Here is a 14,649-nt window from a genome sequence, read left to right as displayed (position 1 = left end):
GAACGCTGCCGTTATCCATGGGTTGGCGCGTAAAAGACTCGCATCGATGCGGCCGGACGCATCGGAAGCGGCCTCGCGCTCCCGCCTGAAGAACGATCGACGTTCGGAACCCATGACTCATTTCATCTCGAAGCGGCTGCTGATCAACATCGCGGTCGTAGCCGCCGCGCTCGGCGCAAACGTGTTCGTCGCGTATTTGCAGATCGGCGGCCAGCGTGACGCCGACGCCCGCATGCTGCATTCGACGCATGTTCGCCAGAGTCTCGACGCCTATCAGACGGCGCTCGACGGCGGCCTCGCCGCGCTCGCCCGCTTCGAAGCGTCCGCTGAACCGTCGCCGGGAAATGCGGCGATGACGATGAGCACCACACTCGCCAGTCTCCAGCGCCAGTTGCGCGACGAGCTTACCGACGAGCCGGCCATGCTCGCCACGCTCGCGCAGGTCGGCGCCGACAGCCGCGCGCTGCAACGCGACATCGACGATGCGCTGCTGGTGCGCGATGCCGCCGAGCCGGCCGCTTCAAGCGCGTGGGCGGCGGCTTCGTATATGCACGTCGGGCTTGGGCTGCAACGTGTCGAAGCGGGCCTCGCCGCGCTGCGCGACGCCGAAAACCGCGCGTTCGAAGCGTCGCTCGCGGCTTCGTCGAAACGGGCCAGGCACACCATGTTCATGTTGGTCGTGACCATGGTCGCGGGCAGTGCGCTCCTCATCTTCACTTTCGGCGTCCGCGAAAGCAGTGCGCGCAAGAAGCTGCACAGCGTGCGGGCGCTTGGCCGCAACGACGAGCGTTTTCGCAGCCTGTTCGACGATCATCCGGTGCCCATGTATATCTTCGACCGCGAGACGCTGCGCTTTCTCGCCGTCAATTCCGCGGCGATCCAACAGTACGGCTATTCGGAAGCCGAGTTTCTCGACATGACGATTCGCGCGATCCGGCCGAATGTGGAGATCGCGCGCCTCGAGTCGCACCTGCAGCGCGCCGACAGCGTGCAGCACGGCCGCACGATGGCGGGCATCTGGCATCACCGGCGCAAGGACGGCTCGACCATCAGCGCGGACATTTCGTATCACGCGCTGAACTTCATGGGACGCGCCGCGTTTTTCGTTCTCGCCGACGACGTCACCGAACAGATCAATGCCGAAGCCGAGGCGCAGCGTTCGAACCAGATGCTCGAAGCGGTGATCGACAACATTCCGCAGCGCATTTTCTGGAAGGATCTGGAGTCGCGCTACCTGGGCTGCAACATGGCGTTCGCGCGTGACGGCGGCCTCTCGTATCCCGAGCAGGTGGTAGGCAAGAGCGACGCGGACATGCCGTGGCGCGCCTTCGCCGAGCTGCTGAACGCGCACGACAAGGAAGTGATCGACACCGGCGTGCCGAAGATGAACTTCGAGGTCGACATGGTGATCGACGGCGTGCATCGCACGACCGTAACGAGCAAGCTGCCGTTCACCGACGGCGAAGGCCGCGTGATCGGCGTGCTCGGCTCATACACGGACATCACGGAGCGCAAGCGCGCCGACCTCGCGTTGCGTCTGCAAAGCCGCGCGCTCGATGCGAGCGTCAACGCGATTCTGATCACGGCGCCGTCGCCTGCGGGCAATCTGATCGAATACGTGAATCCGGCGTTCATGCGCATCACTGGCTACGATCCCGCCGAGGTGATCGGCCACGATTGCCGCGTCCTGCAACGCGACGATCGCGAGCAGGAAGGCGTTGCGTCGATCCGCAAGGCGCTCGCCGCGAATCGCGAAGTGAGCGCAGTGGTGCGCAACTATCGCAAGGACGGCGCGCTGTTCTGGAATCAGTTGTTCATTGCGCCCGTGCCGAACGCGGAAGGTGTGATTACACATCACATCGGCGTGATCAACGACGTCACCGACCTGATGCGCTATCAGGAACAGCTCGAATATCAGGCCAACTACGACAGCCTCACGCGCCTGCCCAACCGCAATCTGCTGCGCGACCGTCTGCAGCATGCGCTGATCGTCGCGCAGCGGCAGCATAAGGGCGTGGCTGTGGTGTTCATGGACCTCGACGGTTTCAAGAACGTCAACGACAGCCTGGGCCACAGCGTCGGCGACCGGCTACTCGGCGTCGTGGCCGAGCGGCTCGCGCGCTGCACTCGCACGAGCGACACCGTCGCGCGTCACGGCGGCGACGAGTTCGTGATCGTGATGACGGACACCGTCGACGAACAATCGCTGATTGCGTGGATGGAGCGCGTGCGCGCTTCGATTTCGGAGCCGGTCTGGCTCGACGGCACTGAGCTGTACGTTGGGTGCAGCATGGGCGCGAGTCTTTTCCCGCAAGACGGCGACGACGCCGAAACGCTGATGAAAAAGGCCGACCTCGCGATGTATCGCGCGAAGGACATGGGCCGCAACACGTTCCAGTTCTATCAGCCGGAGATGAACGCGAGCGCGGGCGCGCGTTTGAATCTCGAGCGGCGCTTGCGCCGCGCGCTGCGCGACAACGAATTCCTGCTGCACTATCAGCCGCAAGTCGATATCGACAGCGGACAGATCGTCGGCACCGAGGCGTTGATACGTTGGCGCGACCCTGAAGTGGGGCTCGTGCCGCCGTCGTCGTTCATTCCGGTTGCCGAGGAAAGCGGTCTGATCGGGCCGCTGTCCGAGTGGGTGCTGCGCGAGGCGTGCCGTCAAAACAAAGCCTGGCAAGACCTCGGCTTGCCGCCGGCCCGTGTGTCGGTCAACCTGTCGGCGCGTGTGTTCCAGCAGCGCGATATTGCGAAACTCGTCATGCAGGTGCTCGACGAGACCGGCCTCGCGCCGCAATACCTCGAACTGGAACTGACCGAAAGCGCGATCATGCGCAACGCCGAAGAAGCGGTGTCCATGCTCAACGAGCTTCACGCGCTCGGCATTGGCCTTGCCATCGACGACTTCGGCACGGGTTATTCGAGCCTCAGCTACCTGAAGCGTTTTCCAGTGGACCGGCTGAAGATCGACCGCTCGTTCGTGTCCGATATCGGCATATCCGGCGACGACGAGACCATTACCTCGGCCATCATCGCGCTCGCCCATTCGCTGAAGTTGCAGGTGATAGCCGAAGGCGTGGAAACATCGGCGCAACTCGACTTCCTGAAGGAGCGTGCTTGCGACGAGATGCAAGGCTTCTACTTCGCGAAGCCGTTGTCCACCGATGCAATTTACGAGTTGATGCAAGGCGGCGCAGCGCGCGAACTCGCGATGGTTTGAATGCGGCGGCGGCGCGGTCGTTCGCTGCCGCTGAATCGGTTGCGATGCGCACGCGATGCACGCCCGCATGCACCGTGCGTGATGCACCGACGCCTGCGTTAGCGCCGCCGATCTCACACCGCCGGCGTGCTCACGAAAACCGGCAACTGCTCGGCTGCCGCCGAAAATGCTTGCAAATGCGGATGCGCGCTGGCGCTCACGATCTGCGGCAGCATCGTCTGTGTGAAGTTCCATGCGACCGCGAGCGTCACTTCCGCCGCGCCGAAGCGCTCCGCTTCGGTCGGCAACGGCGCCGCCGCGGCTTCCTGTTCGAGTTCTGCATACGCGGCGAGCATCTGTTTGCGCACTCGCTCCATCCACGGTTCATGCTGCTTGTCCACCGGCCGCAGATTGCGTTCGTAGACGATCTGCACCGTCTTGTCGCACGCGGCGAGCGAGAGGCCCGTCAGGCGCGCGGCGCGCAGGCAGTCGTCCGGATGCGACGGAAATAGCCGCTGCCTAGGACCGGCGAGCGACGCGAGGTATTGAAGGATCACCGTCGAGTCCATCACCGTCTTGCCGTTGTCGGCGACGAGCGTCGGCGCCTTCACGACCGGGTTGATGGCCGCGAACCGGTCGTAGGTACTGAACACGGAGATGGGCGCGTGTTCAAAGTCCAGCTTCAGCATCTTCATGCAGATAGCCACCCGGCGCACGTAAGGCGAGTCCAGCATTCCGATCAGTTTCATGTTGCTCCCGTTAGAAGTTCTATCGCGATGCGCCGGCATTCGCGGCGGCCGTGCATCTGGCCGCCGGTGAAGTGTGGCGCGCTTCAGGGCAATAGATTAAGCATCTCCGTACGGCAGAAAAAGCGAAATTAATCGACGGTTTACGTCAGAATCCCTTACATGAAACCGATCCCGCCTTTGACCGCTCTGCGCTGCTTCGAGGCCGTCGCCCGGCTCGGCGGCGTCACCCAGGCCGCGCGCGAGCTGCATGTCACGCACTCGGCGGTGAGTCAGCAGATCAAGGTGCTCGAAGATGCGATGGGTGTCGCGCTTTTCGTGCGCGAGGCGCGCGGGTTGCGGCCCACCGAGGAGGGCCGCCTCTACGCACTCGAAATACGCGCGGCGCTGCGTGACATCACACAGGCCACGCGCCGCGCGCAGGCTCGTCCGCACGACAGCGAACTGGTGATCGCGACGTTGCCGTCGTTCGCGCAGCATTGGCTCGTGCCGCGGCTGCAGAGCTTTCGTGAAGCGCATCCGTACTATCGCGTGCGTCTCGCCACCGGTTTGCAACTGGAAGACCTGCGCCACGGCGTGAGCGATATCGGCATTCGCATGGGGCAGGGCCATTGGCCCGACGTCGCGCAGCAAAAAATGTTCGACGATGAAATGCTCGTGGTCGCGGCGCCGCATTTCGCGCTCGCGCCGAATGGCCGCTTTCCCGTCACCGCCGAAGATGTAGTCGCGTGCCCGCTGATTTCGAGCCCCGACGCACCGTGGGGCGACTGGTGCGAAGCGGCGAAAGTCGCGCAACCGGTTGCCGCGCGCGTGGTGTTGTCCGCGAACGATTCGAACGTGGTGATCAGCGCGGTGTTGCTGGGCCAAGGTGTCGCGCTGGAACGGCGCAGTCTCGTCTCGCATGCGCTTGGCCGAGGCGATCTGGTGCAGATCACGTCGATTCGCGTGCCTTATCGTTACCCGTACTGGCTCGTGTGGCAGCAACGCGAAACGCTCACTGCGCAGCAGGCACATTTCGCGCAGTGGATAGAAGCACAGGTCGACGCGTATCTGCGCGCCGACGGGGCGCTAGCGTCTCAGTAGCGGCTGGCGGCGGTTCGTGATCCGCGCGATATACGCGCTACTGAGCGCCGGAATGCAGTGACTCAGTGAACCCAGTCGGGTTCATTCAAGTACGGGCAGCGCGCGCGGACGGCGGTCGCTATCGGTAGCGACGTAGGTGAGGATTGCCTCGGTTACCTTCACGAGATCTTCGGCGAGGCTCATACGTTGCGCGTAGACCTCGACGGAAACGGTGACCGACGTATTGCCCGTTTTGACGATGTCCGCGTAAAAGCTCAGCAGATCGCCGACGAACACCGGCTGCTTGAACACGAACGAGTTGACCGCGATGGTTGCGACCCGGCCATTCGCGCGGCGGCTCGCCGGGATCGAACCGGCAATGTCCACTTGCGCCATGATCCAGCCGCCGAACACGTCGCCGTGCACGTTCGCGTCCGACGGTTGCGGCATGACGCGCAGTGCGCAAGGCTTTTGCGGGAGTTGGAGAATATCGGTCATTGGGTACCCTGGAAGCGCGTGTTGGGTTGTTCGGCTCTGGCGGCTGGGCCAGCAGGCGGGACTAGACGGCAACGGCTCCATGCGAGCCGCGGACATCGCCGGACGGCAGGGCCGGGCGGTCAACCTTCGACCGACGGTCGGATAGCCCACGAAAAGCGGCGCCAGCCGGCTTCTGCGACAATAGGAAGATCAGGAATTGTACGGGAAAGCGCCCAGCGAGGTTGCGCGACCAGACAGCGTGCCCACATGCACACGGTGGCCGGCGTACCGCTGCGAACTCCGGCATTTCCACCTCCTCCCCCAGCCGAATCCATGCGCCGCTCGCTTCCGTCAGAACCCTCGCCCATCTCCACCCAACCGCGCAACGACTGGCAGACGATCCTGTCGCTGCTGCCTTATCTCGCGACCTACAAGTGGCGCGTGATCTTCGCGCTCAGTTGCCTGATCGGCGCGAAGATCGCCAACCTTGGCGTGCCGATCGTGATGAAGCGGATTGTCGACAACCTCGCGTCGGCGCAGCATCTGACCGCGCTCGGCCGCGCGCACGATTCTCCGGGCATCGTACTGCTCGGCGGCGTCGGCTTGCTGGTGGTTGCGTATGCGGTGGTCCGGCTTTCCACGTCGCTCTTCACCGAATTACGCGAGATCCTGTTTTCGAAAGTCACCGAAAGCGCCGTGCGGCAGCTCGCGCTCAAGGTGTTCCGGCATCTGCATGGCTTGTCGCTGCGCTTTCACCTGGACCGGCAAACCGGCGGCATGTCGCGCGACATCGAACGCGGTACGCGCGGCATCACGCAGCTCATTTCCTATTCGCTGTACAGCATTCTGCCGACGCTCGTTGAAGTCGGGCTGGTGCTCGGGTTTTTCGTCGTCAAATACGAAGCCTATTACGCGGTGGTCACGTTCGTGGCTCTCGCGGTGTATATCGTCTTCACGGTGAAAGTGACTGAGTGGCGCACGCATTTTCGCCGCACGATGAACGAGCTCGATTCGAAGGCGAACTCTCGCGCAATCGATTCGCTGCTCAACTATGAGACCGTCAAATACTTCGGCAATGAAGAGTGGGAAGCGAGCCGCTACGACGAAAATCTGAAGCGCTATCGCACGGCGGCCATCAAGTCGCAGCGTTCGCTGTCGGCGCTGAATTTTGGACAGCAGGCGATTATCGGCACGGGGCTCGTGTTCATTCTGTGGCGCGCGACCGAAGGCGTGATGGCCGGTCGCCTCACGCTCGGCGATCTCGTGCTGATCAACACGTTCATGCTGCAGCTTTATATTCCGCTGAATTTTCTTGGCGTGGTGTATCGGGAACTGAAGCAAAGTCTCACGGACATGGACCGCATGTTCACGCTACTCGGGGCCGCGCAGGAAGTGCCGGATCTGCCCGACGCGCCCGCGTTGCAAGTGAGCGGCGCGCAGGTGCGCTTTGACCGTGTGAACTTCTCCTACGAACCGGCGCGCCAGATTCTGCACGACGTGAGCTTTACGATTCCGGCCGGCACCACGACGGCGGTGGTAGGCCATAGCGGCTCGGGCAAGTCGACGCTCGCGCGGCTCATGTTCCGCTTCTACGACCTGGAGCGCGCGACGGGCGGCGCGATCACCATCGACGGTCAGGACATTCGTGACGTGGCGCAGGCTTCGCTGCGTGCTTCGATCGGCATCGTGCCACAGGACACGGTGCTATTCAACGATTCGATCTATTACAACATCGCTTATGGACGGCCGTCCGCGACGCGCGACGAAGTGATCGCGGCGGCGCGCGCCGCGCACATTCACGAGTTCATCGAAGGACTGCCGAAAGGATATGACACGCCCGTCGGCGAGCGTGGGCTGAAGCTCTCGGGCGGCGAGAAGCAGCGTGTCGCGATTGCGCGGACCATCCTGAAGAACCCGCCGATCCTGTTGTTCGACGAAGCCACGTCGGCGCTCGACTCGCGTTCCGAGCGCGCCATCCAGCACGAGCTCGATCAGATCGCACGCGAACGCACGACGCTGATCATCGCGCACAGGCTTTCGACGGTGGTGCACGCACAGCAGATCATCGTGATGGACAAGGGGCGCATCGTCGAGCGCGGCACGCACGCCGAACTGCTGCGCGCGAATGGCCTCTTCGCTCAGATGTGGGCGTTGCAGCAGCAACGCGCGGCCGAGGCACCGGAGTCGGCGGAGATTGTGGGCGCGGGGAATGGCGAGCCGTGACGCGGCTGACGGCGCGCGTATGGCGCCGCGCTTGGGGCGTGCCCTGGCGCGGCGTCGCTCAGCGCTCGACCAGCCGCTGATCGAGCGCCTGAAGCTGCGCCGGTGTCCCGACGTTTTCCCACAAGCCTTCGTATAGCTCGCCAGTCGCGAGACCGCGTGCAATCGTCTCGCGATAGTACGGCGTGAGCGCGCGCCGTGTACCGCGCGGCAGATCGCGGAACATGCGCGTGTCATAGAGCCCGATATTGCCGAACGTGAAACGCGGCTCGGCGTCGAGCGACAACACGCCGCCCGTGAGCGCAAAGTCTCCGTTCGGATGAAACGCCGGATTCGGCACCATCACCAGATGTATGCCCGGCTCCGCCAGCGACTTCATTGCCTGCGCACGCGCATTCAAGGCGCGGTAATCGAAATCCGCGTACACGTCGCCGCTTACGGCAAGGAACACCTCGCTCACGCCGTTATCTTCGATAAGCGGCAGCGCGTTGACAATGCCGCCCGCCGTCTCGAGTGCTTCATGCTCGGGCGAATAACGCAACTGCACTTGCCAGCGCGAACCGTCGCCGAGCACGGCTTCGATCTGCTCGCCGAGCCACGCGTGATTGATGACAATCGTCTCGAAGCCCGCGCGAGCGAGCCGCTCGATCTGCCACACGATCAGCGGCTTGCCGCCTACTTCGAGCAAAGGCTTGGGGCACGCGTCGGTCAACGGACGCATGCGCTCGCCGCGACCCGCGGCGAAAATCATCGCTTTCTTCAGGGACATTGTGATGGATCAGAACGTGTAGCCGACTTCGTTCGCGCGGCCTTCGAGATCGTCGAGCAGCTTCGCGAACGGACGCAGCGGCGCATAACGCTCGGCCACCTTGCGCGCATAGCCGATGAAGCGCGGCAGATCCTTCATGTAGTGCGGTTTGCTGTCGCGGTAATTGATGCGGCAGAAAAGACCCAGCACCTTGATATGCCGTTGCAGTCCCATCCACTCGATCTGGCGGTAGAACTCGCCGAAATCGGGATCGACGGGCAGGCCGGCTTTCTTTGCGCGCTCCCAGTAGTACACGAAGCAATCGAGCTCGAACTCCTCGTCCCAACTGAGGAACGCGTCGCGCAGCAACGACGCGACGTCGTAGGTAATCGGGCCATACACCGCGTCCTGGAAGTCGAGCACGCCGGGGTTAGCCTTGGGGCTCGATTCGCTCGCTTCGCTCGCCGCGTTCGGCGCGGCGCAGACCATCAGATTGCGCGGCATGAAATCGCGCAGCATGAACGCTTGCGGCTGCGCCCGCGCGCTCGCTATCAGCAATGCGAACGTGCGGTCGAGCAGGCCGCGGGTCTTGTCGTCGACCTCGCGACCAAGGTGCCGGCCGATGAACCACTCGGGCATTAGCTCCATCTCGCGGCGCAGGAAGGCTTCGTCGAACGGCGGCAGCACGTCTTCGCGCGACGTGAGCTGCCAGCGGATCAGCGCGTCGAGTGCGTCGCGCATCAGCGTGCGGGCGCGGCGCGGGTCGTTGCCGTTTTGCGCGGCGGTGAGCGCGCCGAGGTACGACGCGGTGCCCAGATCGGTGACGAGCATGAACCCGGCGTCGAAGTCGACCTCCAGCACGCGCGGCACGTGCACGCCGGCGTCGACGAGCAACTGCGCGATCTGCACGAATTCGCGGCACTTTTCAGGCGGAGGGGCGTCGACGGCGATCAGCGTAGCGGCGCTTTCGCCTTCCGCCGCCTTACCGGCGAGCCGGAAATAGCGGCGAAAACTGGCGTCGGACGAGGCCGGCGCGAGCGTGCTTATGTCGAGCGCATAGCGCGTTGCATGGCCTTGCAGCCAGGCCTCGAGCAGTTCGAGGCGGCGGTCGGCGGGGTGGTGTGTGAAGTCTTGGGAAGGGGGCAGCGTCATGAAAACCGGCGGCAAATTCAGGGGGGCAACGTCTTGCCATATAATACCCCACGACTTTTTTGACGCGACTCACGCCAGCTTTCGCGTATTCCGCTTTACCGCCCGCCTCACCGTTCGAAGATTGTAAATATTGATGTGCAGCCGACTGTCACGGTCGTGGTGTGCAGGCGGTGGATCGTGACTGCAGAAGCTGACGGACGGGCCGATTCGCCAAACGATACATGCCGCCTAGACAGCTTTCCCAAACGATTCCCTCTTGTGCCGCGGCGCCGCGCAAAAGGCGGCTCGTCGCGGCGTTGATCGCCGTTCCGGGTCTCATGCCCGCGCTCGCTCACGCCCAACTGGTCGGCGAGGCCGCGCAGCCGCAGCCCATCGACCCGCCCTGGGGCATGCAACTCGCCCCGCAACTCGAAGATCATGCGCTGCAGCCGGGACAGAAGCCGGCCACGTTCGTCCTCGGCGATTCGACCAACGGCACTACTGACCAGGACATGGCCGTCAAGGGCTCGGCTGAGGTGCGCCGCAGTACGGTCGTGATCAAGGCCGACGCGCTCCATTACGATCAGGACACGGACATGGCCGACGCGTACGGCCAGGTCCGCATGAACAACAACGGCACCACGTTCGCCGGACCGGAAGCGCACATGCGCGTGGATTCGAGCGAAGGCTTCATGACCGCTCCGAAGTATCACTTCAACGTGACGGGCGGCTCGGGCAGTGCGGAGCGGGTCGACCTGCTCGATAACGAGCGCTCGGTGTTCACGAGGGGCACCTACACCGCCTGCGCGTGCGCGGACGATCCGGCGTGGTACATCAAGGGCAGCGAGTTCGACTTCGACACCGGCGCCGACGAAGGCGTGGCCCACAACGGCGTGCTGTTCTTCCAGGGCGTGCCGGTTTTCGCGTCGCCGTGGCTGTCGTTTCCGCTGTCCGGCGAGCGGCGCAGCGGTATCCTGCCGCCCACCTTCTCGCTCAGTTCGACGAACGGCTTCGAACTGTCGGTGCCGTATTACTTCAACATCGCGCCAAATCGCGATCTGACGGTCACGCCGCGCATCATCTCGAAGCGCGGTGTGCAGTTGCAGAGCACGTTCCGCTATCTTTCGCCCACGTATTCCGGGTCGATCAGCGGCGAGTTCCTGCCGGACGACCGGCTGACCAAGACGAACCGCTACGCGCTGTACATCCAGCACAACCAGAACTTCGGCAACGGGTTCGGCGGCTACATCTACTACAACAAGGTTTCGGACAACACGTATCCGGAAGACCTGTCGTCGTCGGTCAATCAGTTCATGAACGGCACCCAGCTCCTGTATCAACAGGAAGCCGGGTTGACGTACAACAACGGCCCGTGGTCGGTGCTCGCACGCGAGCAGCACTGGCAGACGCTGACGCCGTCGGTCGCGCCGTATGGCCGCGAGCCGCAGTTGAACGTGAAGTACGCGAAGTACAACGTGGGCGGCTTCGACTTCGGCGCCGAAGCGGACTACACGAACTTCCGCATCACGACCGCGGACATGACCGAAGGTCAGCGGGTGGTGTTCAACCCGTACATTTCGTACTCGGTCGTGGGGCCCGGCTACTTCGTCACGCCGAAGGTGCAGTGGCATTTCGCGTCGTATAACCTGCACAACATCAGCAGCGACGTGCCGGTCGGCACGCCGAAGAATTTCACTGAATCCATCCCGACGCTGAGCTTCGACACCGGGCTCATTTTCGACCGCTCGGTCCGGCTCTTCGGCGAGGATTACATCCAGACGCTCGAGCCGCGCCTGTACTACGTGTACACGCCGTTTCGCAATCAGGAGTCGGCGCCGCTCTTCGATACCGCCGAATCCGACTTCGGGCTCGCGGAAATCTTCACGCCGAACACGTTCGTCGGCAATGACCGCATTGCGGACGCGAACCGTCTGACCGCGGCCATCACCACGCGCTTCATCAACCCGGCAACGGGCGACGAACGCGCGCGTTTCGTGATCGCGCAGCAGTACTACTTCCAGGATCAGCGTGTCACGCTGCTGCCGAATCAGACCAGCACGCAAGCCACGCATTCGGACCTGATCGTGGGCGCGTCGCTCAAGCTCGGGGCTGGTTTCGCGTCGGAAACCGCGTTCCAATATAATGCCGACAACAATCAGCTGGTCAAGACGAGCGTCGGTTTCGGGTTCAGTCCGGCGACAGGCAAGGTGCTCAACGTCGGGTATCGCTACACGCGTGCGAACACCACGCTGGAAAACCAGCCTATCAATCAGGTGCTGGTGTCGGGGCAATGGCCGCTCACGCATCGGGTGTTCGGGGTTGGGCGGTTCAATTACGATCTCGGCGGGCATCGGATCGTCGACGGGCTCGTGGGTTTGCAATACGACGCGGACTGCTGGACGCTAGGCGCGGGTATTCAGCGCTACGCAAACGGCCTGAATACGTCGGGGCAGCATCAATCGAGCACGCGCTTTCTCGCGCAGTTGACGTTCAAGGGCTTGTCGAGCGTCGACAACGGGCTGATTTCCGCGTTCCGCAGCAGCGTGGCGGGCTACACGCCGCTGCCGCCACCGCCGCCGCCCGAGTCGCGGTTCATCAATTACGAATGACGCTCGCCCGGTCGTTCATCGAATGCGAAAAGACGGGCCAGGCGTGCCCGACATCATTGGAGTATCTGTGGCAATCATGAAAAAGCTTCGCTTGGCAACGCTCGCGGCAGGTCTTGCCGCCGCGGCGTCTTTCCTGTCGGTTGCGCCGGTTCAGGCGCAGGCGCTGGGCGGCAACCGCGGCGGCCAGACCGTCGACACAATCGCCGCAGTGGTCAACAACGGTGTCATCACGCGGCGCGAGCTCGAAGAGCGCGTGGGCCTGATTACCCGCCGCCTGAACCAGCAGAACGCCCCGATTCCGCCGGCCGATCAGTTGCGTCAGCAGGTGCTCAACCAGATGGTGCTGGAGCGCATCCAGTTGCAGAAGGCGAAGGAAGACGGCATCAATATCGACGACGCAGCGGTGCAGAAAACGCTCGAGCGGCTCGCTCAGGCGAACAACCTGTCGCTCGACGTGTACCGCTCGCGGATCGAGGCGCAAGGCGTGCCTTGGGCCACGTTCACGAGCGACGCACGCACCGAGCTCACGCTTTCGCGTCTGCGTGAAAAGGAAGTGGACAGCAAGGTCACGGTGTCGGACGCGGAAGTCGCGAACTACATTGCCAGTCAGCGCGGCCCCAATGCCGGCGCGACGAGCGACCTGCACATGCAGCACATCTTGCTGAAGGCGCCGCTGAACGCGCCGCAAACGGATATCGAAGCGGCTCAGAAGAAGGCCGAGGCATTGCTCGCCGAAGCCAAGGGCGGCGCCAACTTCGAGAAGCTCGCGAAGTCGAATTCGCAGGCGCCGGATGCATCGAAGGGCGGCGACATGGGCTTTGCCGCACCGTCGAAGCTGCCGCCGGAATTCGTCAAGGCGGCCTCGGCATTGCGTCCGGGCCAGGTTAATCCGGAAGTGATCCGCACCAACGACGGCTTTGAAGTCGTGCGCCTCGTCGACCGCCGCAGCGGTCAGGGCACGAGTTCGGACGCGCCGAAGCTCGTGCAAACGCACGTGCGCCACATCCTGCTGCGCGTGGGCGACGGCATGTCGGAACCGCAAGCGCGCCAGAAGCTGCTCGAAATCAAGAAGGAAATCGCCGCGGGCGGCGACTTCTCGAAGTTTGCCCACACGTATTCGCAAGACGGTTCGTCGTCGCAAGGCGGCGACCTGGGCTGGATCAGCCCCGGCGAGACGGTGCCCGAATTCGAGCGCGCCATGAACACTTTGCAGGACGGTCAGATCAGCGACCCGGTGCGCAGCGAATACGGCTATCACCTGATTCAGGTGCTGGAACGCCGCGAGTCTGAAGGCTCCGTCGCGCAGCAAATGGATCTCGCTCGCCAGGCCATCGGTCAGCGCAAGGCGGAGCAGGCTTACGCCGACTGGCTGCGCGAACTGCGCGACACCGCGTACGTCGAAGTAAAACCCGATCTGTCTCGCGTTCAATAAACCTCATGAGTTCTGCCGCCCAGTCAGCCAGCTTGCCCTTGCACATTGCGATCACCACGGGCGAGCCGGCCGGCGTCGGTCCCGAGCTGACCGCGCAGGCGCTCGCGGGCGCGACGGCACACTGGCCCGGCGCGCGGTTCACCGTGCTGGGCGACGCCGCTCTTGTCGCCGAACGGGCGCGGGCGGTCGGTGTAGATTGGCAGGCGCTCGTGGCCGACGCGCCGCGCATTCAGGTGCAGCATCGGCCGCTCGGTGCGCCGGCGGTTGCCGGTAAGCTCAACGCGGCCAATGGACGCTACGTGCTCGATCTGCTGGACAGCGCAATCGACGGCGCAATGGCCGGCACATTCGACGCGATCGTGACCGCGCCGCTGCAAAAGAGCACCATCAACGACGCGGGCGTGCCCTTCACCGGCCACACCGAATATCTCGCCGAGCGCACGCGCACGCCGCGCGTGGTCATGATGCTGGCGGGCACCGGCAAGCGTCCGTTGCGGGTTGCGCTCGCAACCACGCATCTGCCGCTGAAGGACGTCTCGGCCGCGCTCTCGGTCGAGGGCATCGTCCAAACGCTGCGCATTATCGATCACGATTTGCGGCATCACTTTGGCTTGCCGGCGCCGCGCATTCTCGTCACAGGTCTGAACCCGCATGCGGGCGAGAACGGTTATCTCGGTCGCGAGGAAATCGACGTGATCTCGCCGGCGCTCAAGCTCGCGAACGGTGAAGGTATCGACGCGCGCGGTCCCTATCCGGCGGACACGCTGTTTCAGCCGCGTTATCTGGAAGAAGCCGACTGCGTGCTGGCGATGTTCCACGATCAGGGCTTGCCGGTGCTCAAGTATGCGACGTTCGGCGAAGGCATTAACGTCACGCTTGGCTTGCCGATCATCCGCACGTCGGTCGATCACGGTACTGCGCTCGATCTCGCCGGCACGGGCCGCGCGGACGCGGGCAGCCTGATCGCCGCCATCGACACGGCGGTTCTAATGGCGCAACATCGCCGCGCGGGCTGATTCAAC

At 63.7% G+C, this 14,649-nt stretch carries 10 protein-coding genes; 6 read left to right on the top strand and 4 right to left on the bottom strand.

Features of this window, described 5'->3' with window-relative positions; translation table 11 throughout:
• The first annotated feature begins 112 nt into the window (after positions 1 to 112).
• Complete coding sequence (locus tag JMY24_RS13325) at positions 113 to 3,223, top strand: sensor domain-containing protein (protein ID WP_201702212.1); 3,111 nt, start codon at positions 113 to 115, stop codon at positions 3,221 to 3,223.
• A 113-nt stretch (positions 3,224 to 3,336) separates the two neighbouring features.
• Here the strand turns inward: JMY24_RS13325 and JMY24_RS13320 are convergent, their stop codons facing one another.
• On the bottom strand, positions 3,337 to 3,951 hold the full coding sequence (locus JMY24_RS13320; protein ID WP_128594257.1) for a glutathione S-transferase: 615 nt from the start codon (positions 3,949 to 3,951) through the stop codon (positions 3,337 to 3,339).
• A gap of 159 nt (positions 3,952 to 4,110) precedes the next feature.
• On the opposite strand from JMY24_RS13320, the gene JMY24_RS13315 reads away from it, so the two are divergent.
• Positions 4,111 to 5,031: a LysR substrate-binding domain-containing protein gene (locus JMY24_RS13315; RefSeq protein ID WP_201702211.1), complete on the top strand. Its 921-nt coding sequence runs from the start codon at positions 4,111 to 4,113 to the stop codon at positions 5,029 to 5,031.
• Positions 5,032 to 5,112: 81 nt separating this feature from the next.
• On the opposite strand, the gene JMY24_RS13310 is transcribed toward JMY24_RS13315, so the two are convergent.
• Complete coding sequence (locus JMY24_RS13310) at positions 5,113 to 5,508, bottom strand: acyl-CoA thioesterase (protein WP_128594258.1); 396 nt, start codon at positions 5,506 to 5,508, stop codon at positions 5,113 to 5,115.
• Between the two features lie 312 nt (positions 5,509 to 5,820).
• On the opposite strand from JMY24_RS13310, the gene JMY24_RS13305 reads away from it, so the two are divergent.
• Positions 5,821 to 7,710 (top strand): ABCB family ABC transporter ATP-binding protein/permease, encoded by a 1,890-nt coding sequence (locus JMY24_RS13305; RefSeq protein ID WP_128594259.1) that lies wholly within the window; start codon positions 5,821 to 5,823, stop codon positions 7,708 to 7,710.
• A gap of 58 nt (positions 7,711 to 7,768) precedes the next feature.
• Here the strand turns inward: JMY24_RS13305 and murU are convergent, their stop codons facing one another.
• Positions 7,769 to 8,476, bottom strand: coding sequence for an N-acetylmuramate alpha-1-phosphate uridylyltransferase MurU (gene murU / locus JMY24_RS13300; protein ID WP_193424953.1), 708 nt, complete (start codon positions 8,474 to 8,476; stop codon positions 7,769 to 7,771).
• Between the two features lie 9 nt (positions 8,477 to 8,485).
• Complete coding sequence (locus JMY24_RS13295; protein WP_128594261.1) at positions 8,486 to 9,607, bottom strand: aminoglycoside phosphotransferase family protein; 1,122 nt, start codon at positions 9,605 to 9,607, stop codon at positions 8,486 to 8,488.
• A 221-nt stretch (positions 9,608 to 9,828) separates the two neighbouring features.
• Between JMY24_RS13295 and JMY24_RS13290 the strand changes: the two genes are divergently transcribed.
• The 3 genes from JMY24_RS13290 to pdxA all read left to right on the top strand — a co-directional run bounded on the left by JMY24_RS13290 (position 9,829) and on the right by pdxA (position 14,643).
• The gene (locus JMY24_RS13290; RefSeq protein WP_128594262.1) at positions 9,829 to 12,195 is read left to right on the top strand and encodes an LPS-assembly protein LptD; all 2,367 of its coding nucleotides are present in this window, start codon (positions 9,829 to 9,831) and stop codon (positions 12,193 to 12,195) included.
• Positions 12,196 to 12,262: 67 nt separating this feature from the next.
• Positions 12,263 to 13,627 (top strand): peptidylprolyl isomerase, encoded by a 1,365-nt coding sequence (locus JMY24_RS13285; protein WP_193424956.1) that lies wholly within the window; start codon positions 12,263 to 12,265, stop codon positions 13,625 to 13,627.
• Positions 13,628 to 13,632: 5 nt separating this feature from the next.
• Positions 13,633 to 14,643 carry a 4-hydroxythreonine-4-phosphate dehydrogenase PdxA gene (gene pdxA, locus JMY24_RS13280; RefSeq protein ID WP_201702209.1) on the top strand — a complete coding sequence of 337 codons (1,011 nt, stop codon included), beginning with the start codon at positions 13,633 to 13,635 and terminating at the stop codon, positions 14,641 to 14,643.
• Positions 14,644 to 14,649 lie beyond the last annotated feature (6 nt).

The organism is Paraburkholderia kirstenboschensis (assembly GCF_904848585.1).
In the GTDB taxonomy this organism is placed as follows: domain Bacteria; phylum Pseudomonadota; class Gammaproteobacteria; order Burkholderiales; family Burkholderiaceae; genus Paraburkholderia; species Paraburkholderia kirstenboschensis.
The sequence above is the reverse complement of the archived record's forward strand: the minus strand, read 5'-3'. Positions and strand labels throughout refer to the sequence as shown.